This is a genomic window from Streptomyces sp. NPDC050548, assembly GCF_044457385.1.
GTDB lineage: Bacteria > Actinomycetota > Actinomycetes > Streptomycetales > Streptomycetaceae > Streptomyces.
On sequence record NZ_JBITGV010000014.1, the window covers coordinates 273919 to 300343 of the forward strand.

Annotated in this window: 25 protein-coding genes; 14 read left to right on the forward strand and 11 right to left on the reverse strand. The window is 70.1% G+C overall.

Going from position 1 to position 26425, the window contains the following annotated elements:
- The first annotated feature begins 178 nt into the window (after nucleotides 1–178).
- Nucleotides 179–1168 carry a 2,3,4,5-tetrahydropyridine-2,6-dicarboxylate N-succinyltransferase gene (gene dapD, locus ACIBJH_RS33730; RefSeq protein ID WP_399120692.1) on the forward strand — a complete coding sequence of 330 codons (990 nt, stop codon included), beginning with the start codon at nucleotides 179–181 and terminating at the stop codon, nucleotides 1166–1168.
- A gap of 65 nt (nucleotides 1169–1233) precedes the next feature.
- Here the strand turns inward: dapD and ACIBJH_RS33735 are convergent, their stop codons facing one another.
- Complete coding sequence (locus ACIBJH_RS33735; RefSeq protein ID WP_399120693.1) at nucleotides 1234–1740, reverse strand: hypothetical protein; 507 nt, start codon at nucleotides 1738–1740, stop codon at nucleotides 1234–1236.
- Between the two features lie 136 nt (nucleotides 1741–1876).
- On the opposite strand from ACIBJH_RS33735, the gene ACIBJH_RS33740 reads away from it, so the two are divergent.
- Together ACIBJH_RS33740 and ACIBJH_RS33745 are read left to right on the forward strand one after the other, a co-directional pair.
- Complete coding sequence (locus tag ACIBJH_RS33740; protein WP_399120694.1) at nucleotides 1877–2434, forward strand: SigE family RNA polymerase sigma factor; 558 nt, start codon at nucleotides 1877–1879, stop codon at nucleotides 2432–2434.
- Entirely contained in the window at nucleotides 2431–3666 is a 1236-nt protein-coding gene (locus ACIBJH_RS33745; protein ID WP_399120695.1) for a WD40 repeat domain-containing protein, read from the forward strand. Before ACIBJH_RS33740 ends, ACIBJH_RS33745 begins: the two co-directional genes overlap by 4 nt.
- Nucleotides 3667–3702: 36 nt before the next feature.
- Here the strand turns inward: ACIBJH_RS33745 and dapA are convergent, their stop codons facing one another.
- Entirely contained in the window at nucleotides 3703–4620 is a 918-nt protein-coding gene (dapA, locus tag ACIBJH_RS33750; RefSeq protein WP_399120696.1) for a 4-hydroxy-tetrahydrodipicolinate synthase, read from the reverse strand.
- 207 nt (nucleotides 4621–4827) lie between these two features.
- On the opposite strand from dapA, the gene ACIBJH_RS33755 reads away from it, so the two are divergent.
- From ACIBJH_RS33755 to ACIBJH_RS33765, 3 genes are all read left to right on the forward strand, one after another.
- The gene (locus ACIBJH_RS33755; protein WP_399120697.1) at nucleotides 4828–4965 is read left to right on the forward strand and encodes a hypothetical protein; all 138 of its coding nucleotides are present in this window, start codon (nucleotides 4828–4830) and stop codon (nucleotides 4963–4965) included.
- Complete coding sequence (locus tag ACIBJH_RS33760; protein ID WP_399120698.1) at nucleotides 4962–5672, forward strand: hypothetical protein; 711 nt, start codon at nucleotides 4962–4964, stop codon at nucleotides 5670–5672. The genes ACIBJH_RS33755 and ACIBJH_RS33760 overlap by 4 nt, the downstream gene beginning before the upstream one ends.
- A 79-nt stretch (nucleotides 5673–5751) precedes the next feature.
- The gene (locus tag ACIBJH_RS33765) at nucleotides 5752–6468 is read left to right on the forward strand and encodes an antibiotic biosynthesis monooxygenase (protein WP_399120699.1); all 717 of its coding nucleotides are present in this window, start codon (nucleotides 5752–5754) and stop codon (nucleotides 6466–6468) included.
- Nucleotides 6469–6483: 15 nt separating this feature from the next.
- Here the strand turns inward: ACIBJH_RS33765 and ACIBJH_RS33770 are convergent, their stop codons facing one another.
- Entirely contained in the window at nucleotides 6484–6954 is a 471-nt protein-coding gene (locus tag ACIBJH_RS33770) for a hypothetical protein (protein WP_399120700.1), read from the reverse strand.
- Nucleotides 6955–7080: 126 nt separating this feature from the next.
- On the opposite strand from ACIBJH_RS33770, the gene ACIBJH_RS33775 reads away from it, so the two are divergent.
- Together ACIBJH_RS33775 and ACIBJH_RS33780 are read left to right on the forward strand one after the other, a co-directional pair.
- On the forward strand, nucleotides 7081–7698 hold the full coding sequence (locus ACIBJH_RS33775) for an ArsR/SmtB family transcription factor (protein ID WP_399120701.1): 618 nt from the start codon (nucleotides 7081–7083) through the stop codon (nucleotides 7696–7698).
- 25 nt (nucleotides 7699–7723) lie between these two features.
- The gene (locus ACIBJH_RS33780) at nucleotides 7724–8449 is read left to right on the forward strand and encodes an SRPBCC domain-containing protein (RefSeq protein ID WP_399120702.1); all 726 of its coding nucleotides are present in this window, start codon (nucleotides 7724–7726) and stop codon (nucleotides 8447–8449) included.
- A 65-nt stretch (nucleotides 8450–8514) separates the two neighbouring features.
- Here ACIBJH_RS33780 and ACIBJH_RS33785 read toward each other — a convergent pair whose 3' ends face one another.
- The gene (locus ACIBJH_RS33785; protein ID WP_399120703.1) at nucleotides 8515–10338 is read right to left on the reverse strand and encodes an endonuclease/exonuclease/phosphatase family protein; all 1824 of its coding nucleotides are present in this window, start codon (nucleotides 10336–10338) and stop codon (nucleotides 8515–8517) included.
- 310 nt (nucleotides 10339–10648) lie between these two features.
- Between ACIBJH_RS33785 and ACIBJH_RS33790 the strand changes: the two genes are divergently transcribed.
- The 5 genes from ACIBJH_RS33790 to ACIBJH_RS33810 all read left to right on the forward strand — a co-directional run bounded on the left by ACIBJH_RS33790 (nucleotide 10649) and on the right by ACIBJH_RS33810 (nucleotide 17544).
- Nucleotides 10649–12085 (forward strand): hypothetical protein, encoded by a 1437-nt coding sequence (locus ACIBJH_RS33790; RefSeq protein WP_399120704.1) that lies wholly within the window; start codon nucleotides 10649–10651, stop codon nucleotides 12083–12085.
- Nucleotides 12086–12259: 174 nt separating this feature from the next.
- A complete protein-coding gene (locus ACIBJH_RS33795; RefSeq protein WP_399120705.1) occupies nucleotides 12260–13708 on the forward strand; it encodes an alkaline phosphatase PhoX in 1449 nt (482 codons plus the stop codon).
- A gap of 491 nt (nucleotides 13709–14199) precedes the next feature.
- Nucleotides 14200–15783, forward strand: a complete 1584-nt coding sequence (locus tag ACIBJH_RS33800; protein WP_399120706.1) for a TROVE domain-containing protein — start codon at nucleotides 14200–14202, stop codon at nucleotides 15781–15783.
- Between the two features lie 83 nt (nucleotides 15784–15866).
- Nucleotides 15867–16514 (forward strand): GntR family transcriptional regulator, encoded by a 648-nt coding sequence (locus tag ACIBJH_RS33805; RefSeq protein ID WP_399120707.1) that lies wholly within the window; start codon nucleotides 15867–15869, stop codon nucleotides 16512–16514.
- A 13-nt stretch (nucleotides 16515–16527) separates the two neighbouring features.
- Entirely contained in the window at nucleotides 16528–17544 is a 1017-nt protein-coding gene (locus tag ACIBJH_RS33810) for a 1-aminocyclopropane-1-carboxylate deaminase (protein WP_399120708.1), read from the forward strand.
- Here ACIBJH_RS33810 and ACIBJH_RS33815 read toward each other — a convergent pair.
- A complete protein-coding gene (locus ACIBJH_RS33815) occupies nucleotides 17541–18992 on the reverse strand; it encodes an MFS transporter (RefSeq protein WP_399120709.1) in 1452 nt (483 codons plus the stop codon). The genes ACIBJH_RS33810 and ACIBJH_RS33815 overlap by 4 nt on opposite strands.
- Nucleotides 18993–19129: 137 nt before the next feature.
- Between ACIBJH_RS33815 and ACIBJH_RS33820 the strand changes: the two genes are divergently transcribed.
- Nucleotides 19130–19711, forward strand: a complete 582-nt coding sequence (locus tag ACIBJH_RS33820; RefSeq protein ID WP_399120710.1) for a TetR/AcrR family transcriptional regulator — start codon at nucleotides 19130–19132, stop codon at nucleotides 19709–19711.
- A gap of 60 nt (nucleotides 19712–19771) precedes the next feature.
- Here the strand turns inward: ACIBJH_RS33820 and ACIBJH_RS33825 are convergent, their stop codons facing one another.
- The 6 genes from ACIBJH_RS33825 to ACIBJH_RS33850 all read right to left on the reverse strand — a co-directional run bounded on the left by ACIBJH_RS33825 (nucleotide 19772) and on the right by ACIBJH_RS33850 (nucleotide 26095).
- Entirely contained in the window at nucleotides 19772–20956 is a 1185-nt protein-coding gene (locus ACIBJH_RS33825; RefSeq protein ID WP_399120711.1) for a TerD family protein, read from the reverse strand.
- A 102-nt stretch (nucleotides 20957–21058) separates the two neighbouring features.
- Nucleotides 21059–22048: a zinc-dependent alcohol dehydrogenase family protein gene (locus ACIBJH_RS33830; protein ID WP_399120712.1), complete on the reverse strand. Its 990-nt coding sequence runs from the start codon at nucleotides 22046–22048 to the stop codon at nucleotides 21059–21061.
- Nucleotides 22045–22893, reverse strand: a complete 849-nt coding sequence (locus ACIBJH_RS33835) for a carbohydrate ABC transporter permease (protein ID WP_399120724.1) — start codon at nucleotides 22891–22893, stop codon at nucleotides 22045–22047. The genes ACIBJH_RS33830 and ACIBJH_RS33835 overlap by 4 nt, the downstream gene beginning before the upstream one ends.
- 5 nt (nucleotides 22894–22898) lie before the next feature.
- The gene (locus tag ACIBJH_RS33840; RefSeq protein WP_399120713.1) at nucleotides 22899–23837 is read right to left on the reverse strand and encodes a carbohydrate ABC transporter permease; all 939 of its coding nucleotides are present in this window, start codon (nucleotides 23835–23837) and stop codon (nucleotides 22899–22901) included.
- Nucleotides 23834–25204, reverse strand: coding sequence for an ABC transporter substrate-binding protein (locus tag ACIBJH_RS33845; protein WP_399120714.1), 1371 nt, complete (start codon nucleotides 25202–25204; stop codon nucleotides 23834–23836). The genes ACIBJH_RS33840 and ACIBJH_RS33845 overlap by 4 nt, the downstream gene beginning before the upstream one ends.
- A 120-nt stretch (nucleotides 25205–25324) precedes the next feature.
- Complete coding sequence (locus ACIBJH_RS33850; protein WP_019067511.1) at nucleotides 25325–26095, reverse strand: DeoR/GlpR family DNA-binding transcription regulator; 771 nt, start codon at nucleotides 26093–26095, stop codon at nucleotides 25325–25327.
- Nucleotides 26096–26425: the final 330 nt, after the last annotated feature.

The window sequence follows — 26425 nt, forward strand, 5'->3', positions numbered from 1 at the left end:
GGCCGCCCCGCACCCCGGGCCGCCCCGCACCCCGGGCCGCCCCGCACCCCGCGTACGCCCCGTCAGCCGCCCCCGTTGACCGTGGCACGAGCCGTACCGCGGGGCCGTGTGTGTCGTTCCCTGAGACGCCCCGTGGACGAGTTGGTCCCCGCCGCCCCCTCCAGGTTAGGTTTCCCTCATGACCGACACGACCGCACCTCGCACCACCGGCGCCGTTGCCGCCGGCCTCGCCACCGTCACCGCCGACGGAACCGTCCTCGACACCTGGTTCCCCGCGCCCGAACTGTCCGCCGAACCCGGCCCCGCCGGCACCGAGCGGCTGTCCGCCGAGCGCGCCGTGGAGCTGCTCGGCGAGGGTGCGGCGAAGGCGGTCGGTCCCGACGCCCGCCGGGGCGTCGAGGTGATCGCGGTCCGCACGGTCATCGCCTCCCTCGACGACAAGCCGCTCGACGCGCACGACGTCTACCTGCGCCTGCACCTCCTCTCGCACCGCCTGGTCAAGCCGCACGGCCAGAGCCTGGACGGCATGTTCGGCTTCCTCGCCAACGTCGCCTGGACCTCGCTCGGCCCGGTCGCCGTGGACGAGGTCGAGAAGGTCCGGCTGAACGCCCGCGCCGAGGGCCTGCACCTCCAGGTGACGTCGATCGACAAGTTCCCGCGCATGACGGACTACGTGGCGCCCAAGGGCGTCCGCATCGCCGACGCCGACCGGGTCCGCCTGGGCGCGCACCTCGCCGAGGGCACGACGGTCATGCACGAGGGCTTCGTGAACTTCAACGCCGGCACGCTCGGCACGTCGATGGTCGAGGGCCGGATCTCCGCCGGTGTCGTGGTCGGCGACGGCTCGGACATCGGCGGTGGCGCGTCCACGATGGGCACGCTGTCCGGCGGCGGCAACGTCCGCATCACCATCGGCGAGCGCTGCCTCGTCGGCGCCGAGGCGGGCGTCGGCATCGCGCTCGGCGACGAGTGCGTCGTCGAGGCCGGCCTCTACCTCACCGCAGGCACCCGCGTCACGATGCCCGACGGCCAGATCGTCAAGGCCCGCGAACTCTCCGGCGCCTCCAACATCCTCTTCCGCCGCAACTCGGTCACCGGCACGGTCGAGGCCCGCCCGAACAACGCGCTCTGGGGCGGCCTGAACGAAATCCTGCACAGCCACAACTAGCGGTGCGGTGACGTGAGTTGAGCGCCCTTCCGGTCACCGGGAGGGCGCTCGGCACGTATCGGGGTTCATGTCCGCATGGTCGCCACGAACCCCGCCAGCGCCGCGAAGTCCCCCTCGCGCAGCCCGAGTCGGGGGTTCACATGGTGCAGCAGCGCCGGGCCGGGATGACGGGCGGTCACGAAGTCGCCGTCCAGTGCGCTCTGTTCGTCGTCCACCCAGGCGAAGGGCCTACCCTCGGCGTACGCCACGATCGCCTCCGTCTTCCAGTGCACACCGTCGGGCCGCTCGGCGAACAGCGCGTCGCCGAAGTCGACGTACGGCAGCTCGGGCAGGCCGACGACCGGGGCGATCCAGCGGTTCGCGGCGGCCATCCACGTGGTCGCCCAGCACAGGTCGTAGCCGAGACCGAGCAGCGCAGAGCCGTGCGAGGGGTTCAGCCAGACCCGGAGCGGGCGGCCAGGTCGTACGGCGGCCCTGATCGTCGTATACCCCTCGGGGCGGCGCTCCGGCTGCGCGGCGTACGGGTTGAGGGGGCCGTCGACGTCGAGGAACAGCAGGGGGCGGCGGCTCATGCGGCCACCGTAGGGGAGCGGTGGTGCGAGGTGGGTGGAAAATTCTCGGGCCGGCAGGCATAGCCACGCGGCCCCGTGAGCGTCACCAGGAATACAGGGGCGGGGCACGGGCACCGCCGGGGAAGAGAAGGTGACGATGAATGCCGAAGGGCTGGAGAGTTTCCGGGACTTCGTGGACAGCAGATCGTCGGCCCTGCTGAAGACGGCCGTGCTGCTCTGCGGGGGAGACCGGCACGCCGGTGAGGACCTGCTGCAGAACGCCCTCGTCAAGGCGGCCGGGCGATGGCAGCGGATCGACGAACCCGAGGCCTACGTACGGCGGATCCTCTACCGCCAGCAGGTCAGCCGCTGGCGGCTGAAGTGGCGCGGGCGCGAGGTCAGCGTCGCCGAACCGCCCGAGGCCGGTGCGAGCACCGACGCCGCGTCGGCGGCCGAACTGCGCCTGGTGATGCGTGCGGCGCTGTCCAGGCTCACCGCCCGCCAGCGCACCGTGCTCGTGCTCCGCTATTTCGAGGACCTCCCCGAGGCCGACGTGGCCCGCCTGCTCGGCTGCTCCGTCGGCACCGTACGGTCCACCACCCACCGTTCGCTGGCCCGACTGCGCGTTCTCGCACCGGAGTTGGCCGCCCTGGGCCTCGCCGATGTGGAGCGTCAGCCGTCCCGCGACTACTCACCCGTGGAGGTGCGTCCATGAACGTCGAGGATCTCCTCCGCGACGCGCTGCGCGAGCAGGCAGCCGAACAGCCCCCGGCGGGAACGGGGTTCGCCGAATGGGTGCTGGCGCTCCGCAGACGCCGCCGCAACCGCAGGCTCGCGAGTGTCGCCGCCGCCACGGCCGCCGTGGTCGCCGTCGCGGTGGCCGTGCCGCTGCTGGACTCCGGGAAGGACGACGTCCGCCCGTCGGGCATCGTGGAGCAGCAGGGAGTCAGCGCCCACCCGGACCAGTCGCCGCCGCGCGACCTGATCGCCGCCGGGAACACGGCACTTGCCGCCTACTACATTCCGAACACCGTCAAGCGATCGGCCACGGAGGCCGTCTACGAGCGCACCTACTGGCTGCTCGACCAGAAGACCGACAAATACGTGAAGGCCCCGCAGTGGTCCGTGGTCGCCGTCGCCCCCGGCCTGAAGACCGCCGCCGTCCTGGAGAAGGGCCTGCCCGCCTCCCGGATCGGACTGCTCGACCTGGCCACCCGCGAGGTCAAGCGGTGGATCGACGTCGACCACGGGGTCGCGGGGCTGGAGTTCTCGCACGACGGACGGAAACTCGTCGCGACGACCTACAGTGAGAATCCCGATCTGCAGGTCAAGCCCAAGGGCTCCGACTCCTTCATGGGGAATCAGCCGTCGAGCCGCACCGGCTTCTACGTCTTCGACGTGGCCTCCGGCAAGGGCTCGTGGAGCGAGGTCAAGCTCGGGGGCGGCAAGAGCGACCCTATGGGCCTCGACTTCATCAACTCCCGCCAGGACTTCGCCCTCAGCCGCGACGGCAGGTACGTCTGGGCCGGGAACCCCATGGGCGAGATCGGCAAGGAGTTCTGGGACCTCACGGGCGCCTCGGTGCCCGTACCGGACAACGAGAAGTACCTCGACTGGTCCGTCGAAGCGCTGGACTCACCGAGCGGTCGGCTCGTCGCCGGTGGCTTCGCGGGCAAGAAGTGGCACACCTCGTCCTACGTCGTCGACTCCGCCACCGGAGCGAAGACGGAGATGCGCGGGCAGCAACTGCTCGCCTGGGTCGACGACAGGACACTCGTCGCCTGGGACATCGGCAAGGGCGCGAAGGAGAGCGAGTACCACCAGCGACTGGTGCTGGTCACCATCGGCAGCGACAAGGAGGTACCACTGAGCGGCTTCCGCAAGGACAACGGCACCAACCCCGACAACGGTTCGGGACGGTGGGAGCCGGTGTTCGCGGAGCGCTGAGCACCTCGGACACCACGGACATCTCGAAGACCTCGGTCAGCCGGCCATGAACTCCTCGTACGCCGCGACCAGCCCGTCGACCGCGTCCCGGCCGGCGGGCCGGAGCGGAGCCCGGACCGAACCCCCGGGCAGGCCCAGGGCGTTGAGGAGGGCCTTCGAGGTGACCGTGCCGGGCAGTCCCGCCGACATCATCAACTCGATGAGGGGCGTGGCGCGTTGCTGGAGGCGGGCGGACACGGGGGTGTCGCCCGCCTCGAACGCGTCCAGGATCGCCCGGAGTCGGGCCGGTACGACGTTGGCGACGGTGCTCACATACCCCGCCGCGCCCACCGCGTACAACGCCAGAATGTGTTCGTCGCAGCCCGCGTAGTACGCCAAGTCGGTCCGGTCCAGCACCTTTTGGGTGCCGAGGAAGTCGTAGGAGCAGTCCTTGACCGCCACGATCCGGGGGTGCTCGGCGAGCCGGATCATGGTCTCCGGTTCGATACGGGTACCGGTGCGGCCCGGGATGTCGTAGAGCACGAGGGGAAGCCCCGAGGTGTCGGCGACCTCGCGGAAGTGGGCCTTCAGGGCGTCCTGCGGGGGCCTGCTGTAGTACGGCGAGACCACCAACACCCCGTCCGCGCCCGCCTTTTCTGCCTGCAGGGCGAGTTCCACGGTGTGCCGGGTGTCGAAGGTGCCCACACCCGAGACGAGGGGTACGCCGTCGCCGACGGCCTCACGGACGGCCGTGACGAGCACCGCCTTCTCCGCGTCCGTCGTGGTCGGCGACTCACCGGTCGTCCCGGACAGCACGAGCCCGTCGCACCCCTCCGACACCAGCCGTACGGCGAGGAGTTGGGCCCCGTCGAGGTCGAGCGCACCCGACTCGGTGAAGGGAGTGACCATCGCGCAGAGAGCACGGCCGAAAGGGGGCGGGGCGGGGGACGGGCGGGCGGTCGTGGCATTCGTCATGGGAGTAGTCTCGGCAGAGCGACAGTGAAGCTCCACTTAAATTTCCTACAGGGTATTGATAAGAGATGCTGCGGAATTATTGAAGTGGGCAGCCCCGACGAGACCCAGCCCAAGGCCCTATGTCCAATTGGCCCCTTCATGGGTCACCATGGCCAGGAAGGTCACAGGCGTGGGAAGTTCATCCACCCCCTGGTCACGGGAGGCGTCATGAAGCTCGGCAAGGCACTGGCCACCGGAGTCGCCGAGGAACGGCCGCAGATCCAGCACGAGGAACTCGAACTCCCCGAGAGCATCGCGGAGTTCACGGAGGAGAAGGCGCCCGAAGAGGTCCCGGCCGCCCGATGAGGCTGCGGCTCCCCGAGGAACGCCCGACGGAGCCGCCGACCGGATTCAAGATCGCCCACCCGGTGCTGTCCCAGGACGGCACCCGGGCCGGGTTCACCGGTGTGTCACTGGGCGGCGCGCTGCCGTACGGAGTCGTGGCCGACGCGTCCTGCGTCTACGGCCGACGGCACCGGGCACCCGCGCGCCGCTGCGACTGCGGCTTCCACTGCGTGCACGAACGGACGGCGGCGGAGGCCCTGTTGTGCACCGCCGAGCACCGCGAGGCGGTCCTCCTCGACATCACCGTCCTCGGCGCCTACATCCGCTTCGAACGCGGCTTCCGCTACGCCCGCCAGCGCGTCCGCACCGCCACCGTCGGCCCCTGCGCCTGCGGCGCCCGGGCCGTCGCGCTCGCCGACGCGGGCTGGGGCAGGCCGGGTTGGCGAGCCCTCGCCGCCGCCTGCGCGGGGTGCGTGCGTGGTCGTACGTCCGTCTCACTCGCGGCGTTCGCGCGGCTGGCCGGGGACGGACTGCGGGTGGTGGCGGGCGGCGGATCGGCGGCGACCGTCGGCCTCGGACCGGCGGCAGCCGTCGACCCCGGGCAGCCCGGGCCGCCCGAGGGACTCGGCGTGCCCGAACTCGTCGCGGAGGCAGCCCTGTTGCAGGCCCGGCTCGACTGGTTCCAGAGTCGGCTGGCGCGGCTGGAAGGGGGCACGGCACAGCAGTAGCCCGGCCCTTGACCTCAACATCGGTCGAGGTTGAAGGCTGGTCGGTGTACCCACCCCGAACCGATCAGCGGAGGCCCGCATGACCCGTCGTACCGACTCGCACCCCGACCTCTCCGACGCCCGCGTCGGCGCCCCCTTCTTCAGCACCTGGCGCGTCGGCACCCCGCTGCGCCAACGGCAGGCCGTCGAGGCGGTCGCCGTCGCCTGGGAGCGCCGGCCGTGGCCCGCCGACGACCTCCTCGGCTATCACCTCTACACCGGGCACGACGCCTCCACCCTGCTGCACTACTCGCAGTGGGCGAGCGAGCAGGCCTACGAGGCCTTCGTCAGGACCCGCCACCAGGAGCGCGTCGACGAGATCGACACCGCCGTACCGGGCATCGAGCGGCTCGGCCCCGGCCGCTACCGGCACTACCGCAGCCGCGGCCCGGCGCACCGGGGCGAACCCGGCGGCCGGGTGCCGGGGTGCGTCGTGATCGTCGACATCGAGTTCGAGGGACCCGACCCCGACCGCCAACGGGCCTGGGTGGACGCCGTGTTGGAGGCGCTGGAGAACGAGCCCGCGCCGCACCCCGGCGGTATCGCCGCCCACTTCCACCTCTCCACCGACGGCACCCGCGTCCTCAACTACGCCGAGTGGGACAGCGCCCAGTCCCACATCGAGGCCCTCGCGGCCCCCGGTGACGGCATCGGCTCCGCCACCGCATTCTGGCAACGCGTCCAGACCTGGCCCGGACTGAAGAGCACGACGGTCAGCCGCTACGACCACGCGCTCGGGCTGGTCCCCGGCCGATGACAGAGGTGGCGCCGGTTACGTGGCCTTCCGGAGCCCGGCCTCGGCGACGCGCCGCTGATACTCGGCCTCGGCCTGCGCGTCCAAGAAACTCACGCGCTGCCACCGGGCCCGGTCGTAGCCGTCGCTCTCGCGCCAGAACTCGACGATGCCGCAGAGCTGGTTCCAGTACTCCCTGATCATGGTGAGCCGCTGTTTCTTCGTGGCGAGCCGCTCGCTCTCGGTCGGCACCGGGGCGGGAGCGGGCGGTCCGGCCGGGGAGGTGCGGACACGCCCTGTCATCGGGCCACGGATCTCCGCCTCGATGACCAGCACGAGGCCGGACACGGCCTCGGCGAGAGCCGCTGCCGTGCGGTGCTCCTCCGTCGCGCCGCCGTGGGCACGCTGGAGCGATTCGAGACGCGGCACCAGAAAGTCGTAGACCGCCCAGACGTCGTCCATCGTGACGTCCACGGCGTGGTGCGGTCCGTGCTCCGGACCGGTACTCATCAGTGGGTTCCCCCTGGTCGATGTGCGCCGCATCCCACGCTGAGCGCGACGCGTCCATCATGACCGGGTCCCACCGACAATCCCACTCCCCTGGACAAAAAAAATGTTCGGTGGGACGGTGGACGCATGCTGGATGTCACCGTGATCGAGGACCCCGAGGCCGCAGCCGTCTCGCTGGACCCCATAAGGGCCAGGCTGCTCGCCGAGCTGGGGGCGGGACCCGCGTCCGCCGCCATGCTCGCCGGCAAGGTCGGACTGCCCCGGCAGAAGGTGAACTACCACCTCAAGGCGCTGGAGCGGCACGGCCTGGTCGAGCTGGCGGGGGAGCGGCGCAAGGGCAATGTCACCGAGCGGCTGATGCGCGCGACCGCCGCGTCGTACGTCATCTCGCCGCTCGCGCTCGCCGCCGTGCAGCCGGACCCGGACCGGTTCCGCGACCAGCTCTCCGCGCGCTGGCTGCTGGCGCTCGGCGCCCGGCTGGTGCGGGACGTCGGTTCGCTGATCACCGGCGCGGCCAAGGCCCACCAGCGGCTCGCGACCTACGCGCTGGACGGCGAGGTGCGCTTCGCGTCCGCCGCCGACCGGGCCGCGTTCATCCAGGAACTGGCCGCCGGGGTGAGCGCCCTCATCCGCAAGTACGACGCGGGTGAGGCGGAGGAGGGCCGCGACCACCGGATCGTGGTCGCCGTCCACCCCACGGTCAAGAAGCCGTCCACCCCAGAACTGGATCAACAAAGCCAGTAGAACCAGTAGTACTCAGGAGCCAGCCATGTCCAAGGAATTCGAGATCGTCTACGAGTTTGAGGTCGACGCCACTCCGGAGCAGGTGTGGGACGCCATCACGTCCGGCACCGGCGGCTGGCTGTGGCCGATGGAGTTCGACGGCGAGAAGCGCGTCGGACCCTTCGGGTCGACCCTCACCAACTTCGACCCGCCGCACCGGCTCACCGCGCTCAGCGAGGACGTCGGCTTCCCGACCCAGAGCCTCAACCAGATCGACGAGACCATCGAGCCGCGCGACGACGGCCGGCGTGCCTGGGTGCGGTACGTGCACAGCGGGATCTTCACCGACGACTGGGACAACCAGTACGACGGCGCGAGCAAGCACAACGCGTTCTACATGCACACGCTGCGGGAGTACGTCACCCATTTCGCGGGCCGGCCGGTCGCGTTCGCGACGCTCAACGGGCCCGAGGCCTCAACCGCCGCCGATGCCTTCGGAGTTGTCGGCCGGGCGCTCGGCCTCGCGGACGACATCGAGCAAGGGGCACGGATCCAGGCCCGCGGGCCCGAGGGTCAACTCCTGGACGCCGTACTGGACTTCCGCGACCCGTACTTCATCGGACTGCGCACCGACAGCGCGCTGATCCGCTTCTTCGGGCGCAACCACTGGGGCGCCCCGGTCGGCATCAGTGTCCACGACTTCGCACCGGACGCCGACGCCAAGACGAACGAACTCGCCTGGCAGAGCTGGCTGGACGGGGCCTTCGCCTGACCTGGTGCAAGCCGGCGAGGCCCCGTCCATCCCCCCGTGAGCCCCCCGTGGCCCACCCGTAGGTGCTACGGCTGGAAGCGCAGCACCTGCGGGTCGTGGTCGCTGATCTGGTCGTTGAACTCCGAGTTGATGTGGACGCTGTCGTACTCGAAGCAGTCCTTGCGGATCGACGGGCTGATCAGGATCTGGTCCAGGACCTGCTCGTTGCCCTGGTAGTCGTACGTGTAACGCTCGTTCTTCGGCAGGGACTTGATCGCCGAGTACAGCTCGCCGTCACCTTCGAGGATCTTCGCGGTGTCGGAGAACTCGAAGTCGTTCATGTCGCCGAGCGTGATCACGTCCGCGTTCTTCTGCGCGGCCAGGATCTCGTTGACGAAGGCGTTGACCGCCGTCGCCTGCGCGTGCCGCTGGGTCTCCGAGCTGCGGGTGACCGGCTGGTACTGCGCGGTCAGCGGCTGGTCGCCGCCCTTCGAGATCAGGTGGTTGGCGATCACGAAGACCGTCTTGCCCTTGAACACGAACTCGCCCGCGAGCGGCTTGCGGCTCGCGGTCCAGGCCGCGTTGGCCGGGTCGATCCGGCCCGGCGACACGGTGAGTTGGGCCTTGCCGTGCACCTTGGTGACACCGACCGCGGTCGTCGAGTCGCCGCCCGCGCGGTCGGTGAAGGAGACCCGCTGCGGGTTGAACAGGAAGACCTGGCGGATGTTGCCGCCGGGCTCGCCGCCGTCCTGGTCGTTGACCGGGTTGATCGAGCGCCAGTCGTACTTCGGGCCGCCCGCCGCGACGATCGCGTCGATCAGCTTGTTGACCGTGACGCTCGCGTCGACCGTGCCGTCGTCCGTCGCGCCGTTGTTGTCCTGGATCTCCTCCAGGGACACGATGTCGGGGGACTGGAGGTTGTTCACGATCGCGGCGGCGTGCGCGGCGAAGGAGCCGTCCGACGGGTCGAGGTTCTCGACGTTGTACGTCGCGACCGCGAGCTGGTTCTTCGACTGCTTCTCCGTCGTCTCGCGCTTCAGGCCGCCGCTCTTCACGGTGCCGATCTCGTTCGCGACGAGGGTGTAGCCGCCGTACTGGTTGAAGTCCAGCGGGCCGGCCGTGGTGCCGGTGAGCTTGTCGCCGACGTTGACGACCGGGAAGTCCGCCGTCGCGCCCAGGGACTGGATCTGGAGGCGCCCGCCGTTCTGCGAGTCGTAGGACCCGTAGACCGTGCCACCGCGCGGGGTGGCGTTCTGGTGCGGCTTCACCGTGACCCACAGCTCCGCGTACGGGTCGGTCGCGGTGACCACGCGCGCGTCGGAGACCTGGACGTTCATGCCCTCAAGGGACTCGTAGTAGTCCAGGGCGTACTTCTTGGGCTGGAGCGGCAGCGCGTTGATCGAGTTGCTCGCGGCGGTGTCACCGGCCTGCGTGTACGCGCTCGGCACCGACTTGGAGTCGATCACGACCGGGGCCGGTACGGCGTTGCCGCTGGAGACGACGGTGACCGTCGGCTTGGTGATCTCGGTCAGCGCCTGGTTGCCCGTGGCGGCGCCGCCCGGCACGTACTCGGAGACCGTGCCGGAGACGGTGACCGAGTCGCCGACGGCGACCTTCGGGGTCGAGCTGGTGAAGACGAACACGCCTTCACTGGTGGCCGGGTTGTCGTCCGGGGTCGCGTCCTGGAACCAGAAACCCTTGGACGAGCCGTACGTGCGTACGCCCGTGACGATGCCCGGTACGTCCGCGACCTTCTGGCCGGCGTACGGCGACACCCGGGTCGTGCCCTGGATGTCGTGGATGCGGACGCCGTCGGCGTGCGCGGGCGAGGTGAGAACGATCGTGGACGCCACGGAACAGGCGGCGGCGACGGTGAGCGCGGCGAGACGCGCGGAGGACTTGCTCGGCAACGGGATCCCTCCGGGGACATGCATGAGCCGGGACGAGGGTGGATGAAGCTGTGCAGCGGCGGTGGGAGCCGCGACCGGTGGGGCGGTAGCGACGCGCGTAGAAGATACCCGGATCAGGTGTCCATGACATTTCTACGCGCGTCAATCTCATTGCGGGGCCGCTCAGTTGTCAAGGTTTCAGCCATGTATGCCTGGTGGCCGGGACATGAACCGGGCGGCATGGGTCGAAATCCGTCTAGGCTGAGCGGCTGAGTCGTGTGTCGTGTACGGCCGTCGTACGGCCTTCGAGGCGCCCTAGGAGAACCCACCGATGTCAGACAGCTCCCCCCTGCCGCCGGTGCGGCTGCACTCCGAAGCGGAGCTGGCGCGTGACGCGCTGTCCACACCCCTGCTCGCCCGCGCGGCCCGGCTCGCCCGCTGGGCAGGCCCCGACACCCGCATCGACGCCGGTGGCAGCCTCGTCGACGAGCAACTGCCCGCCGCCGCCGAACTCCTCGGGCTGACCGGCGACGACGCGGCGGCCGACGCCAGCGAGGCCTGGCGGGTCGCGGTCGACACCGGGCTCGTCGAGATCGTCGACGAGGACGAGGGCACCGTCGCGGCCGGCGAGGAGCTTGCGCTGCTCACCGCCGGCTCGCCGCACGACGTCCTCGCGGTGTGGCTGGGCGCCCTCGACACCGTCCTCGCGGACGCGAGCGTGCCCGATCTGGACGGTCTTGTCGACGCCGTCGGCGAGGGCGGCGAGGTCGATTTCTCGTCACTCGACTGGGACCCCGAGGCGGAGGCCGAGTTCCTCGACGGCGTCCTCGGCAACCTCTACCTCCTCACCGTCAACGAGGAGGGCCCCGGCGACGGCCCCGTCCCGCTGCCCGCGCTGGCCGCCTCGATGATCGTGCCCAGCGACATGGGAGAACCCACCAACGACGTACTGGAACAGGTCTCCGACGCGATGATGCGCCTCGACGACCAGTTCCGGCTGCTCGCACCGGTCGGGATCGTCGAGTACCAGCCCGTGGACGAGGCCCTGATGGCCGACTTCGACGAAGCGGTCGACGGAACCCCGCCCTCCGTCGACGAGACCGACGTCACCCGCTACGGCATGGTGCGGCTCACCCCGCTCGGCCTCTACGGCCTGCGCGCCCGCCTCCAGGAGGCCGGCTTCGTCGCGCCCGCCGTCGGAGACCTCGCCGACAAGGGCGCGGACGCGCTCCTCGACGGTACGTCCACCTTCCCGCAGAAAGCCGCGCGGGCCGAGACCGAACAGTGGCTGGCCGGCCGCCAACCCCTCGCCGCCGCACGGGAGTTGCTGGCGGCGGCCCGCGGCGCCGACACCGGCGCACCGCTGCGCAGGCTCCTCTGCCAGCAGGCCCTCTCCCTCGTCGGCCCGGAGGCCGAACCCGCCCTGCGCGAGGTGCTCGACGACCCCGAACTCGGCGGCCTCGCCCGGGTCTGGCTCAGCGAACGCGGCGCGAGCGACGTCCCCGCGCCCTCCGAGGACCTGGTCTTCTGGCTGACCGTCGACACGGTCGCCGCGCAACTGGCCGCCGAGGGCAACTCCGAGGAATTGCAGGCCCTGGTCGAAGGCCTGGCCCAGCAGCACAACGGCTTCTTCGCGGCGGCCTGGCGGGTCGACCACCCGGCGACCGCGGACGTCCTGGAGGCGATGGGCCGACTCCACCCCGACAAGCGGATCGCGAAGGAAGCACGCAAGGCGGCCTTCAAGGCCCGCTCCCAGCAAGGGAATTGAGCGAGTGCGGCACGGGGACTTTTGAGTCCCATGGGTGAGAACATACGGATTCATGGAAGAGGGCCCGGAGAAGTCGGCCGGTGTTCAACTCCTGTTCAGACGTGGGCGGGACGGTGGCGCCGACCCGAGGTCCGCCACCCTCCACGGCACACCCACCGTCACAGGAGACACACCATGTCGCTCACCCGCAGAGACTTCGCCGCGAAATCCGCGATCACCGGTGCCGGGGTCGCCCTGGCGGGCAGCGTCGGCGCCCTCGCGACCGCCCCCAACGCCCTCGCCGCCACCGACACCGAGACCGCGGCCGAGGAGTCGGCGACCGGCTACGGCCATGTCGGCGTCGGCTACGGCCCGCTGGTCGCCGACCCGGACGGCCTCCTCGCCCTCCCCGCCGGCTTCAAATACCGCGTCATCACCTACAGCGGCAAAACCAAACTGGAGTCGGGCGAGTTCACCCCCTCCAACCACGACGGCACGTCCACCTTCGACGGCCCGCGCGGCGCCACCCTCCTCGTCAACAACCACGAACTGGCCGGCCCCCGCGCCAACTGGCCCCACCCCGTCCCGCTCACCGAGGGCCTCGTCTACGACCCCGCCGCGGCCGGCGGCTGCACGGTCGTCGAGGTCCGCCGCGACCACGTCGCCGAGTGGGTCGGCATCGCCGGCACCGCCACCAACTGCGCGGGCGGCAACACCCCTTGGGACACCTGGCTCACCTGCGAGGAGACCGAGGACAAGACCGGCACCAACGGCTTCACCAAGGACCACGGCTACGTCTTCGAGGTCGACCCGGCGGACCGCCGCGCCAACCGAAACCCCAAGCCGATCAAGGCACTCGGCCGCTACGCCCACGAGGCGGTGGTGGTCGACCCCAAGCGCGGCCACCTGTACCTGACCGAGGACGCGGCCAACCCCAACGGCCTCCTCTACCGCTGGACCCCGCCCGAGCACTTCCACCACGGCCGCGGCAAGCTCCGCACCCTCGCCGACGACGCGGGCGTCCTCGAAGCCTTCAAGTGCTTCGACTCCGGCGGCAAGTTCGTCGACGACCTCTCCCGCGCCACGAAGATCGGCACGGTCTACGGCGTCGACTGGGTGACCGTCCCCGACCGCGACGCGAAGTCGGTGTCGGTCCGCAAGCAGTTCGCGGCCGGCGAGGTCACCCGCGCCCGCAAGCTGGAGGGCATGTGGTGGGGTGACGGCGGCACGTACATCGTCTCCTCGTTCGCCCGCACGGAGAGCCCCGTCCAGCACGACGGCGCCGTCTGGTTCTACGACCCCAAGCGCCGCACCCTCACCCTCAAGGTCCTCCTCGGCGTCAACCCCGACCCGTCCGTGGACGGCGCGTTCGACGGCCCCGACAACATCACCGTCTCCCCCTACGGCGGCCTCGTCATCGCCGAGGACGGCGAGGGCATCCAGCACCTCTTCGGCGCGACCGAGAGCGGCCGCACCTACCCGATCGCCCGCAACGAACTCAACATCGGCACCGAAGAGAAGCCGGAATACAGCGAGTTCACGGGCGTGACCTTCTCACCCGACGGCAGGACCCTGTACGCGAACATCCAGACGCCGGGGATCATGCTGGCCATTACGGGGCCTTGGAAGCGACAGAAGAAGTAGTTAATTCGTTCGCCCGACTCGCAGCCGCCTCCTAGAGTGAAGAACGTCCAGGTGCGAAGGCAGGACCTACTTCCACTCATAATGGGGCGGCCGCGGGTTCGAGTCCCGCCACCGGTACAACGCGCCGGTGTAGCTCAGGGGTTAGAGCACCTACGTCGGTTCCGCCGGCCTTGAACTCTGGACACCACAACTTCATGCACCTCCCGGTGCGCGGGCCGCGGCTACTTCTTCCAAAGAATCCCATGCCGCCGCCGATTTGATCTCGGGAGGCGCGGCATTTGGTGGGTGCCCGGTGCGCAGGCAGCGGATACTTCGGGAACTGGTGGGGGTGAATCCCTCATGCGGGTTCGAATCCCGTCATCGACTCAGGGTCGATGTGGCGGAACGGAAGACGCGCCAGTTTATAAGCACCGCAGTCGACTTCGACCTCGGGCGCTCTCTCTTTGCCGCTCCTCCCTCCGGAACACCAATGAATTCGGGGGGAATTCATCATGTCGCGATTCAACAACAAGTCGGCGAAGGCGCAGCCCACGTCGCGAGTGACCTCGACGGGGCGTGTACTCCGTACCTACCAGGGCGGCCGAGGCCGTGAGCGGGACGCGCGCTCCGAGCTTTTCCTGCTCGCCGTCGCCCACTTCGTTTCCCAGCAGACCTTTTACGAGTCCGGCGCCGACCGCGACGACCGCTTCGTGACCCTTGTGCGCGAGCTCGCCGTCACCGACCCGGCCTGGACGGCGGGCCTCCTCGGCTGGCTGCGTGGCGAGGGCAACCTCCGTACGGCCTCCGTCGTGGGCGCCGCCGAGTACGTAAAGGCCCGCCTCGACGCCGGCGCCACCGACGGCCCCTCGAACCGCCAGGTCGTCGACTCCGTGCTCCGGCGCCCGGACGAGCCCGGCGAGCTGCTCGCGTACTGGACCGCGCGGTACGGCCGTAGCATCCCGAAGCCCGTCAAGCGAGGCGTGGCCGACGCCGTACGACGCCTCTACAACGGCAAGTCGCTGCTGAAGTACGACACCGCGTCCAAGGGATACCGCTTCGGCGACATCCTCAACCTGGTGCACGCGGCGCCAAACCCGGACAAGGTGTGGCAGGGCGAGCTGTTCCAGTACGCCCTGGACCGGCGGCACCACCCGGACACCGCCGTACCGCCCGCGTCGAACCAAGTCCTCACCGCACACCGCGAGTTGATGGCACTGCCGGTCGAGCGGCGGCGCGCGGTCGTCACGTCGGCCGACGGCGCCGAGCGGCTCGCGGCGGCCGGGATGACCTGGGAGGCGCTGGCCGGCTGGCTCCAGGGCCCGATGGACAAGGCGGCCTGGGAGGCCGTGATTCCGTCCATGGGGTCGATGGCGCTCGTCCGGAATCTGCGGAATTTCGACGAGGCCGGGGTCTCCGACGAGGTCGCGGCCCGGGTCGCGGCGAAGATCAGTGACCCGGCGGAGGTCGCGCGCTCGCGGCAGTTCCCCTTCCGGTACCTCGCCGCGTACCAGCACGCGCCCTCGCTGCGCTGGGCGTACCCCCTGGAGCGGGCGCTCGGCCACTCGCTGGCCAACGTGCCCGCGCTGCCGGGCCGCACGCTGGTGCTCGTGGACCGCTCGGGTTCGATGTTCTACTCGCGGCTGTCCGACCGCTCCGAGCTCAACCGGGCCGACGCGGCGGCGATCTTCGGTACGGCGCTCGCGCTGCGGGCGGCGGACGCGGACCTCGTCGAGTTCGGTACCACGAGCAGGCGTCTGGACTTCGGCGCGGGCGAGTCGGTGCTCAAGGTCCTGGGCCGCTTCGGCGACCTGGGCGGCACCGACACCACCTCGGCGGTCCGCTCGCACTACCGGGGCCAGGACCGGGTGCTGATCATCACCGACGAGCAGTACGCGTACAGCCGGCACGGCGACCCGACCGAGCAGATCCCGGCCCACGTGCCGGTCTACACCTGGAACCTCGCCGGGTACCGGGCAGGCCACGGCCCGTCCGGCACCGCCAACCGGCACACCTTCGGCGGCCTCTCGGACGCGGCCTTCCGGATGGTTCCGCTGCTGGAGGCCGCCCGGGACGCGGACTGGCCCTGGGCCGCCTGAGGCGAGACCTGTGGCCCGCACCCACGCACGGGTGCGGGCCACACCCTTGTCCGACGGGAGATTGACATCTAACATTTCAATTCATGAATGCCCTACGGCCCGTCCCGCGCACTCTCCTCCGAGACCGCGCCTACGAAGCGATCCGCGACGCCATCGTGGCCGGTGAGATCGAACCCGGCGCGGTGGTGCGGGACGCCGAGCTGGCCGAGCGGCTCGGGCTGTCGCGGGCGCCGGTGCGGGAGGCGTTCTCGCGGCTGGTGGAGGAGGGGCTGCTGGAGAGCAAGCCGCAGAGCTACACCCGGGTGACTCCGGTCGTGGCCGCCGAGGTGCGGGACGCCGCCGCCGTGGTCGGGGCCATGCACGAGTTGGTGACCCGGGTCGCCGTACCCCTCTTGCGGGACGCGGACGTTGACGTGATGCGCGCGGCCAACGCCCGGTTCGCCGCCGCCGTGGCCGCCGGTGACGTGGACGCGGCCCTGCGCGCCGACGACGAACTCCACGATGTACCGGTGCGGGTGAGCGGCAATCGCGCCGCCGCCGCCACCGTCGCCCGTTACACCCCGCTCATCCGCCGACTGGAGCGACGACGCTTCGGCGAGGGCGGCTCGTGCCGCTCGGCCGGACTGCACGAGCGGCTGATCGAGGCCTGCGCCGAAGGTGACACGGACGGTGCGGTCCGCGTCACGGCCGACATCTGGCACACCCTCGCGGACCTGGCCGACACCGACTGACCCTGGAGATCCCATGTCCCTTTCCTCGTACGACCGTTACCCCTTCCTCTTCGGCCCCTCGCCCGTCCACCCGCTGGAGCGCCTCACCGCACACCTCGGCGGTGCCGCCCTGTGGGCCAAGCGGGAGGACTGCAACTCCGGTGTGGCGTACGGCGGGAACAAGACCCGCAAGCTGGAGTACCTGGTCGCGGACGCCCTCGCGAAGGGCTGCGACACCCTCGTGTCGATCGGCGGTGTGCAGTCCAACCACACCCGTCAGGTCGCCGCCTGTGCCGCCCGCGCCGGGCTCAAGTGCGTGCTGATCCAGGAGAGTTGGGTGGAGTGGCCCGACTCCGTCTACGACAAGGTCGGCAACATCCTGATCAGCCGGCTCGCCGGAGCGGACATACGCCTGGTGAAGGCCGGGTTCGGCATCGGCTTCAAGGAGAGCTGGGAGCAGGCGCTGCGCGAGGTCGAGGAGAGCGGCGGCAAGCCGTACGCCATCCCGGCCGGCGCCTCCGACCACCCGCTCGGTGGTCTGGGCTTCGCCAACTGGGCCTACGAAGTCGCCGATCAGGAGCGGGAGTTGGGCGTCTTCTTCGACACCGTGGTGGTGTGCTCGGTGACCGGCTCCACCCAGGCCGGCATGGTCGCCGGGTTCCGGGCGATCGAGGAGGCGGGCGGGCGTGAGCGCCGCGTCCTCGGCATCGACGCGTCGGCCAAGCCCGCCGAGACCCGCGAGCAGGTGGCCCGCATCGCGCACGGCACCGGCCAACTGATCGGGGTCAAGCGGGAGTTGACCGTCGACGACGTCGAACTGGACGACCGCTACCACGCCGGCATCTACGGCATCCCGGACGAGACCACCCTGGAGGCGATGCGCCTCGCCGCCCGTACCGAGGGGATGGTCACCGACCCTGTGTACGAGGGCAAGTCGATGGCCGGAATGATCGATCTCGTCGCGCGCGGCGAGATCGGCCGGGACTCCACCGTGCTCTACGCCCACCTCGGCGGACAGCCCGCGCTGAACGCGTACAGCGCGCTGTTCTAGGCCGTCCTGGCCGTTTCCGCGGGCTTTCTGCCGGTGATCACGAACGCCGACACCAGCAGCGCGGTCAGGGCGATAAGCGCGGCGACGGCGAACGCGCGGGCCGAGCCGTGGACGAGGATGTCGGACGGCGAACCGGTGGTGTGCCGGGTCGCCGTGCCGTAGACGGTGACCAGGATGGAGAGTCCGAGGGTGCCGCCGAGCCACTGGAGGGTCTGCAGGAGGCCCGACGCGGCGCCCGCCTCGCGCGGCTCGATGCCCGCGAGGATCGTCGCGTTGAGCGGCATGAAGCTGAGGCCGACGCCCACGCCCATCAGGACGAGCGGACCGAGCAGACCGGTCAAGTAGCCGTCGTCGGGGCCGAGTTGCGAGAGCCAGCCCGCCGAGGTGGCGAGCAGGGCCATGCCGGTGAGCAGGACCGGTTTCGCGCCGAGACGGGCGAGCAGGCGCGGTACGAAACGCACGACCGCGAACAGCGCCAGGGTCAGCGGCAGGAAGGCGAAGCCCGCGCGCAACGGGCTGTAGTCCAGCACCCGTTGGCTGATCAGGGTGAGGAAGTAGAACGCGCCGAACATGCCCGCCGGCAGCAGCAGGACGCCCGCGTAGCCGCCCGCCCGGTTGCGGCTCGCGAACAGGTGCAGCGGCATGATCGGCTGCTCGGCGCGGGACTCGACCAGGGTGAAGCCGATCAGCAGGGCCACTGCCGCGCCGAAGCCCGACTGCGCCTGGAGGTCGCCCCAGCCGTCCGAGGAGACCCGGATGAACGCGTACACCAGCGAGGTCATCCCGGCGGTGCCGGTCAGTGCGCCCGCCGCGTCGAACCGGCCCGCGTGGCGCGGGGTTTCGCCCACGAAGCGGGGGAGCGCCAGGGCCACCGCGGCGCCGATCGGCACGTTGATCAGCAGTGACCAGCGCCAGGACGCCCAGGAGGTGAGCATGCCGCCGATGACCAGGCCGATCGAGGCGCCGATACCGGCCATGGACGTGTAGATGCCGAGCGCGTGGTGACGGCGCGGTCCTTCGGGGAAGTTGGTGGTGATCAGGGCGAGGGTGTTGGGTGCGATGAGCGCGGCGCCCAGGCCCTGGAGCGCGCGGGCCGCGAGCAGCCACGCGCTGTCGGTGGCCAGTCCGCCGAGCAGGGAGGACGAGGCGAAGAGCAGCACGCCGATCGTGAGTGTCCGGCGGCGGCCGACGATGTCGCCGACCCGGCTGCCCAGCAGGAGCAGCCCGCCGAAGGCGAGGGTGTAGGCGTTGAGGACCCAGGACAGGCCGGTGGGGCTGAAGTCGAGGTCCTTCTGGATGTCGGGCAGGGCGACGTTGACGACGGTGGAGTCGACGCCGACCATCAGGTAGGCGGTCACGACGACGAAGAGGACGGTGCCGAGCCTGGCGGGCGCGGGTGGTGCGGGGAGAGGATCGGTGGTGGTGGACGGTGCGGACGGGGTGGACATGGAGTTCTCCCGGTCTGGCGTCCCCGGCTGAGAGGCGTGCGGGCAGCGCGGACTGCCCGCAAAGATAAGCGGGGACTGTCTCCGTTTAGTACTCGGTAAGATACGGAGAGAGTCCCCGGTTCGCAAGGAGTATCTGGATGACTCAGGTCAGGCCCATGCGCGCGGACGCCCGGCGCAACTACGAGCGCCTGCTGAAGGTGGCGGCCGAGGCGTTCGCCGAGCACGGGGAGAACGCGTCGCTCGACGACATCGCCAAGCGCGCCGGCGTCGGGTCCGGCACGCTCTACCGGCACTTCCCGACCCGGCAGGAGCTGCTGGAGGCGGCCTACGTCGACCGGATCGAGGCGCTCGCGACCCGGGCGGACGAGATCGCGAAGGAACTCCCGCCCGGCGAGGCGCTGGTCGAGTGGCTGTACTGGGTCGGCCTCGGCATGATTCAAGTGCGCGGCATGAAGGCGCTGTTGGGGTCGGCCGTCACCGATGGCAGCCAGGCCGCGCTCACGGCATGCGCCGGCTCCATGAAGGGCGCGGCGCAGCGGCTGGTCGAGGCGGCGCAGCGGGAGGGCACCCTGCGCCAGGACGTCGAGCCGATCGAGATCCTGCGGCTGGCCCACGGAGTGTCCACGGCCTCCGAACTGGCGGACGGCCAGGGGAAGTTCATCCGCCGCTATCTGTCCCTGCTGACGGACGGCCTGCGGCCCGCCGCCCAGGGGGAATGAACGCCGGGCGCCCCTCGATCAGGGGCGCCCGCAGCGGTCGTAGGACTGTGTCCCTGGTGGTTACAGTGCTTGCGCCGCCGGCTTCACCATGCCGCGCACCGTGCGGGACTTCACGAAGTCGCCCATCGCGGTCATGTCCCATTCGCCGGAGAACTGCTTGACGAGCTTGGCCATCATGACGCCGGTCTGGGCCTCGGCGTTGGTGAGGTCGAAGCGGACCAGTTCCTCGCCGGTCGCGGCGTCGATGAGGCGGCAGTAGGCCTTGGCGACCTCGGTGAACTTCTGGCCGGAGAAGGAGTTGACCGTGAAGACCAGGCCGGTGACCTCCTGGGGGATGCGGCCGAGGTCGACCACGATCACCTCGTCGTCACCGCCGCCCTCGCCCGTGAGGTTGTCACCGGAGTGCTTGATCGCGCCGTTCAGGATTGACAGCTTGCCGAAGTAGCAGCTGTCGACGTGGTTGCGCTGCGGGCCGTAGGCGATGACCGAGGCGTCGAGGTCGATGTCCTTGCCGCGGAACGCGGGCTCCCAGCCGAGACCCATCTTGACCTGGGAGAGGAGTGCGCGACCACCCTTGACCAGGGACACCGTCTGGTTCTTCTGGAGGCTGACGCGGCCCTTGTCGAGGTTGATCTTCCCGGCGCCGAGCGGGGGCGCGGCGGGCGGGGCCGGGGGAGCGGCGGGCACCGGAGGCGCCACCGGGGCCTGCGTCACGGGGGCCGGCGGAGCCACCGGAGCGGGCGCCGGAGCCGGTTCCTCCACCGAGACGCCGAAGTCCGTGGCGATGCCCGCCAGGCCGTTGGCGTAGCCCTGGCCGACCGCGCGGGCCTTCCAGACGCCGTTGCGGAGATAGATCTCCACGACCACGAGTGCCGTCTCGGCGCCGAGCTGCGGGGGCGTGAACGTGGCCAGCACCGAGTCGTCGGCCGCGTTGCGGATCGTCGCCGTGGGCTCGATGCCCTGGAAGGTCTGCCCCGCGGCGTCGGGACTCGCCGTGACGACGATCTTCTCGATCCCGGGCGGCACCGCGGCCGTGTCGACGGTGATCGCGTCCGGGGACGTACCGCCGCCGGAGCGGTACGTCACACCCGGGCCGTTCGGCTGGTTGTAGAAGATGAAGTCGTCGTCCGAGCGCACCTTGCCGTCGCCGGTGAGCAGCAGGCTCGACACGTCGAGCCGCACGGGGGCGGCGACATCGACCGCCACCCGGGTGACCGGAAGAGGGATGTTCGAGCCTGGGGTCATAGCTGTCATGACTCGTGAACGACCGAGACCATTTTGCCGTTCCCTTACCAAGTGGCCAATTGGCCAAGCTTTGGAAGTGCCGGCCCGAATCCCGCCGATTCCCTAGGGAATCACCACGATCTTCCGTCCCACCCCCGCCGCGAACTGCTCCAGCGCCTCCGGATACCGCTCCAGCTCGATCCGGTCGCTGATGAAGATCCCGGGGTCGAGGACCCCGTTCGCGAACAGCTCCGCCGCGCGCTCGAAGCTGTGCAGCACCGCCATGGAGCCGGTGATGGTGATCTCCTGGTTGTAGATGCGGTACGGGTCGATCGACACCCGGGTGGCGTAGTCGGCCACCCCGAACTGCAGGAACGTGCCCGCCTTCGCCACCCGGTCCAGGCCGTCCTGGATCGCCGCCGCGTTGCCGGTCGCGTCGATCACGAGGTCCCAGCCCTGCGGCCTCTCCAGCTCCTCCGCGTTCGCCGCCGACCCGGAGACACCGAGCGTGCGGGCCGTCTCCAGGCGGGTCGGGTTCAGGTCCACGATGTCGACGCTGGCCGCGCCGGTCCGCTTGGCCAGCTCCAGCATCATCAGGCCCATGGTCCCGGAGCCGTAGATCAGGACGTGCGCGCCGAGGCGGGACTGGAGGACGTCGTAGCCGCGCACCGCGCAGGAGAGCGGTTCGATCAGGGCCGCGTCCTCGGTGCGCACGTGCTCGGGCAGTTTCACGCAGTTCGCCACGGGCGCCAGCGCGTACTGGGCCGCGCCGCCGGCGGTCGTGACGCCGATCGCAGCCCAGCGTTCGCAGAGGTTGTTGTGGCCGTTGCGACACTGCCGGCACTCGAAGCAGTACAGCGAGGGGTCCACGGCCACCTGGTCGCCGACCGAGACCTCGGTGACCTGGGTGCCGACCGCGACGATCTCGCCGGCGAACTCGTGGCCCGGCACGATCGGCAGCTTGGGCGCGAACTCGCCCTGGAGGATGTGGAGATCGGTGCCGCAGAGGCCGCACGCGGCGACCTCGACGACGACCTCGCGGGGGCCTGGCGTCGGGTCCGGGACCTCGGTGACGACGGCGCGGCCCACGGACTCGATGACGGCGGCCTTCATTTGACGGCTCCCAGGGAGAGGCCCTGGACCAGCTTGTCCTGGGCGGCGAACCCCGCGGCGAGCACCGGCAGGGAGATGACGAGCGACGCGGCGCACACCTTCGCCAGGAACAGGCCCTGGCTGGTGATGAAGCCGGTCAGGAACACGGGCGCGGTCTCGGCGACGACACCCGTGAGGACCCGGGCGAACAGCAGCTCGTTCCAGCTGAAGATGAAGCAGATGAGGGCTGTCGCCGCGATACCGGGGAGGGCGATCGGGGCCACCACGCGCGCGAGGATGGTCGGCAGCCGGGCGCCGTCGATCTGTGCCGCCTCGATGACGGCGACCGGGACCTCGGCGAGGAAGGACTGCATCATCCACACCGCGATCGGCAGGTTCATCGAGGTGTAGAGGATGACCAGGAGCCAGATGTTGTCCAGCATCCCGGCGTTCTTCGCGAACAGGTAGATCGGCAGCAGGCCCGCGACCACCGGGAGCATCTTCGTGGACAGGAAGAAGAACAGGACGTCGGTCCACTTCTTCACCGGGCGGATCGACAGCGCGTAGGCCGCCGGGAACGCCAGCAGCAGCACGAAGAGCGTCGAAGCCACGGACGCGACAAGGGAGTTGACCAGCGCGGGCCAGGGGCTCGCGCCGCCGCCCGTGCCGAAGAACTCCCGGTAGCCGTCCAGGGTGAGGGCGGCCCCGAAGGACGGCGGATTGGTCGCCGCGTCGGTCTCCGAGTGGAAGGACGTCAGCGCCATCCAGGCGATGGGCAGGAAGAACACGATGCCCAGGAGCCAGGCCACCAGGCCGAGCCCCGAGCCTTTGCGGCGGGCACGCGCGCGTACGGCGATGCTGCTCATGCTGCTCATGCGCGGGACGCCTCCTCACGGAACAGGGACGACACGACCCGCAGGGCGAAGGTCGCGATGATGATCGAGCCGATGACGACCAGGACGCCGGCCGCCGAGGCGAGGCCGTTCTCGTGGGCCTGGTAGAAGCTCTGGTAGACGGTGTAGGGCAGGTTGGCGGTGCCCAGGCCGCCGGACGTGATGGTGAAGACCGCGTCGAAGTTCTGGACGATGTAGATCGAGCCCAGCAGGGCGCCGAGTTCGAGATAGCGGCGCAGATGCGGCAGCGTCAGATAGCGGAAGACCTGCCAGTCGCTCGCGCCGTCCACCTTCGCGGCCTCGATCTGCTGGTGGTCGCGGCTCTGCAGCCCGGCCAGCAGGATCAGCATCATGAACGGCGTCCACTGCCACACGAGTGATGCCTCTACGGCGAGCAGCGGGGTGTTGGAGATCCAGTCCGGCTGCGGGCCGCCCACATAGTGCAACAGGCCGTTGAGCAGGCCGTATTCGGGGTTGTAGAGCACATGCTTCCAGAGCAGGGCCGCGGCCACCGGCACCACCAGGAACGGGGCGATCAGCAGGGTGCGGACGAAGCCCCGGCCGCGGAACTTGCGGTCCAGGAGCAGTGCGAGCAGCAGGCCGATGACCAGGCTGGCCAGCACCACGGCGACGGTGAGCAGGACGGTCGTCCACACCGAGTGGCGCAGGTCGGCGTCGCTGAGGACCTGCTGGTAGTTGTCGAATCCGGTGAAGTGCCGGGCCTTCGGATAGAGCGCGTTCCAGTCGAAGAACGAGATCACCAGCGTGGCCACGAACGGGAGTTGGGTCACGACGATCATGAAGACCAGGGCGGGGAGCAGCGGGGCACGGGTGGCCCAGGTGCGCAGCCTGTCCGAGGGCGGGCGCGCGGTGCGGGTCGGAGCGGCGGCCAGAGGGGCCGTTGTCGTGGCGGTCATCGTCCCTCGTACTCCTTGGAGATCTTCTCGGCCAGCTTCTGGGACTTCTTCAGGGCCGAGTCGACGGACTGGCGCCCGGCGATGGCCGAACTGATCTCCTGGGAGACCTTCGTGCCGAGGTCGGTGAACTCGGGGATGTCGACGAACTGGATGCCGGGCGCGGGTCGCGGCTGCACACCGGGGTCGTTGGGCTTGGCGCCCTCGATGGCCTCCTTCGTCTGCTCCTGGAAGGCGGCGGCCTCCTTCACGTACTCGGGGTTCGTGTACGTCGAGGCGCGCTTCCCGGCCGGCACGTTGGCCCAGCCGTCCGTCTCGCCGACCAGCTGCTCGTACTCCTTGCTGGACGCCCAGGACACGAACTTCCAGGCCTTGTCGGAGTTGTGGGACGCCTTCTGGATGCCCCAGGCCCACGTGTAGAGCCAGCCCGAGGAGTCGGTCTTCTCGACCGGGGCGGGGACGTAGCCGATCTTGCCCTTCACCGGGGAGCCCTTGGCCTCCAGCGAGCCCGCCGCCGAGGTGGCGTCGTACCACATGGCGACCTTGCTCTGGGTGATGTTGTTGAGGCACTCGGCGAACCCGGACTGGGGCGCGCCGGACTCGCCGTGCTTGCGGACGAGGTCGACATAGAACTTCGTCGCCTGCTCGAACGCGGGGGAGTCGAGCTGTGCCTTCCAGTCCTTGGTGAACCAGGTGCCGCCGAAGGTGTTCACGACGGTGGTCAGGGGCGCCATCAGCTCGCCCCAGCCGGGCAGTCCGCGCAGACAGATGCCCTTCATGCCGGACTGGGCGCCGTCGACCTTGGCGGCTATGTCGGCCACCTGGGTCCAGGTCGGGTGCGCGGGCATCGTGATGCCCTTCGCGGCGAGCACGTCCTTGCGGTACATCAGGAAGGACGACTCTCCGTAGAACGGCTGCCCGTAGAGCTTGCCGTCGTCCGCGGTCAGGGACTCCCGCATCGGCTTGAGGATGTCCTGCTCGTCGTAGGCGGTGTCCTTGGCGACGTAGGAGTCCATCTCGTGCAGCCAGCCGTTGCGGGCGTAGATCGGGATCTCGTAGTTGGAGAGGGTCGCGACGTCGTACTGGCCGGCCTGGTTGGCGAAGTCCTGGCTGATCTTGTCGCGGACGTCGTTCTCGGGCAGCACCGTGAAGTTGACCTTGATGCCGGTCTCCTTCGTGAAGTGCGGGGCCAGTTTCTGGAGTTCGACCATCTGGGGGTTGTTGACCATCAGGACGTTGATCGAGTTGCCGCCTGATCCGGCGCCGCCCGCTCCGACCCAGCAGCCGGAGAGCAGCGGGGCGAGCAGCGTCCCTACGGCGGCCAGGGCGAGCTTGGCTCGCGGCGGCCGTCGTCGGCTCTGGGTTCGCATGGATCGCTCCTGCACATGTGGGGAGAAAGGGGAGAAAAAGGGTGCGCGCGGGAATGGCACACCCCTGGGGGGTGAGTTGGGATTTCAAACGGTGCGTCGGGCTTTCGAACGATGCGAGTGCTAGACGCGGATGACCTGTGGCCCCAGCAGTGAGTAGCGGTGGGCTTCGGCCGACGGGAGCAGCGTGCTCGTGACGATCGTCTCCAGGGCGCCGATCTCGGCGAACCTGCAGAAGCTGACCGCACCGAACTTGGTGTGCACACCGGCGAACACGGTGCGCCGGGCGGCGCGGATGGCCTGTGCCTTGACCTCGCTGACGGCGGGATCGGGCGTGGTCAGGCCGTGTTCGCGGGAGATGCCGTTGGCGCCGATGAAGGCGAGGTCGAGGACGAAGCCGGCGAGCATCTTCGTCGTCCAGTGGTCCACGGTGGCGAGGGTGCCGTGCCGGACCCGGCCGCCGAGCAGCAGTACCGAGGTGTTCTCGGACTCGGCGAGCACGCCCGCGACCGGCAGGGACGCGGTGACCACGGTCAGCGGCCGGTCCCTGGGCAGCGCCTCGGCGATGAGCTGGGGGGTGAAGCCCTCGTCGACGAAGACCGTCTCGGCGTCCCCGAGCAGCTCGGCCGCGGCGACCGCGATCCGGCGCTTCTCCGGGACATGGCTGGTGGCGCGGAAGGCGAGCGTCGTCTCGAAACCGGCGCTCTCCACGGGGTAGGCCCCGCCATGGGTCCTGCGGACCAGCCCGTGGTCCTCCAGGGCGCGCAGATCGCGCCGTACGGTCTCCTTGGCCACGCCCAGCTCGGCGGCGAGCGCGGTGACGTCGACCGAGCCGGTGCGGCGTGCGGCGCGCACGATCTCGCGCTGACGTTCTTCCGCCGAACTCGTCCCCATGGCCGACACCGCCTTCCCGCTCACCTGGAGTACTGCCCGTTCGGGCCCGGTGGGACCCTTGGGGGAAGTTCTACAGCGGGTGCGCGGCACTGACCAGGCCTGTTGCACGCCCGATGCTGCCCGTATGCGACCGTTTACCGCGCGCCGTGCCCGTCGCGGACCTGCGCCGCTGTACTCCGGGGCGTGAGATCGGGCAGCGTCCGTGCCCGAACACGCCGGGGGGGGGGGGGGGGGGGGGGGGGGGCCCCCCCCCCCCCCGGGGGGTTTTTATTATAAAAGGAGTAATATAAAAAAAGACAACAAACGGGGGGGGTATAGAAAGATGGGCCC

Coding starts and splice junctions, on each gene's coding strand:
- dapD (WP_399120692.1), top strand. CDS start 179: ATGACCGACACGACCGCACCTCGCACCACCGGCGCCGTTGCCGCCGGC.
- ACIBJH_RS33735 (WP_399120693.1), bottom strand. CDS start 1,740: ATGAGCCGCCGCCCCCTGCTGTTCCTCGACGTCGACGGCCCCCTCAAC.
- ACIBJH_RS33740 (WP_399120694.1), top strand. CDS start 1,877: ATGAATGCCGAAGGGCTGGAGAGTTTCCGGGACTTCGTGGACAGCAGA.
- ACIBJH_RS33745 (WP_399120695.1), top strand. CDS start 2,431: ATGAACGTCGAGGATCTCCTCCGCGACGCGCTGCGCGAGCAGGCAGCC.
- dapA (WP_399120696.1), bottom strand. CDS start 4,620: ATGACGAATGCCACGACCGCCCGCCCGTCCCCCGCCCCGCCCCCTTTC.
- ACIBJH_RS33755 (WP_399120697.1), top strand. CDS start 4,828: ATGAAGCTCGGCAAGGCACTGGCCACCGGAGTCGCCGAGGAACGGCCG.
- ACIBJH_RS33760 (WP_399120698.1), top strand. CDS start 4,962: ATGAGGCTGCGGCTCCCCGAGGAACGCCCGACGGAGCCGCCGACCGGA.
- ACIBJH_RS33765 (WP_399120699.1), top strand. CDS start 5,752: ATGACCCGTCGTACCGACTCGCACCCCGACCTCTCCGACGCCCGCGTC.
- ACIBJH_RS33770 (WP_399120700.1), bottom strand. CDS start 6,954: ATGAGTACCGGTCCGGAGCACGGACCGCACCACGCCGTGGACGTCACG.
- ACIBJH_RS33775 (WP_399120701.1), top strand. CDS start 7,081: ATGCTGGATGTCACCGTGATCGAGGACCCCGAGGCCGCAGCCGTCTCG.
- ACIBJH_RS33780 (WP_399120702.1), top strand. CDS start 7,724: ATGTCCAAGGAATTCGAGATCGTCTACGAGTTTGAGGTCGACGCCACT.
- ACIBJH_RS33790 (WP_399120704.1), top strand. CDS start 10,649: ATGTCAGACAGCTCCCCCCTGCCGCCGGTGCGGCTGCACTCCGAAGCG.
- ACIBJH_RS33795 (WP_399120705.1), top strand. CDS start 12,260: ATGTCGCTCACCCGCAGAGACTTCGCCGCGAAATCCGCGATCACCGGT.
- ACIBJH_RS33800 (WP_399120706.1), top strand. CDS start 14,200: ATGTCGCGATTCAACAACAAGTCGGCGAAGGCGCAGCCCACGTCGCGA.
- ACIBJH_RS33805 (WP_399120707.1), top strand. CDS start 15,867: ATGAATGCCCTACGGCCCGTCCCGCGCACTCTCCTCCGAGACCGCGCC.
- ACIBJH_RS33810 (WP_399120708.1), top strand. CDS start 16,528: ATGTCCCTTTCCTCGTACGACCGTTACCCCTTCCTCTTCGGCCCCTCG.
- ACIBJH_RS33815 (WP_399120709.1), bottom strand. CDS start 18,992: ATGTCCACCCCGTCCGCACCGTCCACCACCACCGATCCTCTCCCCGCA.
- ACIBJH_RS33820 (WP_399120710.1), top strand. CDS start 19,130: ATGACTCAGGTCAGGCCCATGCGCGCGGACGCCCGGCGCAACTACGAG.
- ACIBJH_RS33825 (WP_399120711.1), bottom strand. CDS start 20,956: ATGACCCCAGGCTCGAACATCCCTCTTCCGGTCACCCGGGTGGCGGTC.
- ACIBJH_RS33830 (WP_399120712.1), bottom strand. CDS start 22,048: ATGAAGGCCGCCGTCATCGAGTCCGTGGGCCGCGCCGTCGTCACCGAG.
- ACIBJH_RS33835 (WP_399120724.1), bottom strand. CDS start 22,893: ATGAGCAGCATCGCCGTACGCGCGCGTGCCCGCCGCAAAGGCTCGGGG.
- ACIBJH_RS33840 (WP_399120713.1), bottom strand. CDS start 23,837: ATGACCGCCACGACAACGGCCCCTCTGGCCGCCGCTCCGACCCGCACC.
- ACIBJH_RS33845 (WP_399120714.1), bottom strand. CDS start 25,204: ATGCGAACCCAGAGCCGACGACGGCCGCCGCGAGCCAAGCTCGCCCTG.
- ACIBJH_RS33850 (WP_019067511.1), bottom strand. CDS start 26,095: ATGGGGACGAGTTCGGCGGAAGAACGTCAGCGCGAGATCGTGCGCGCC.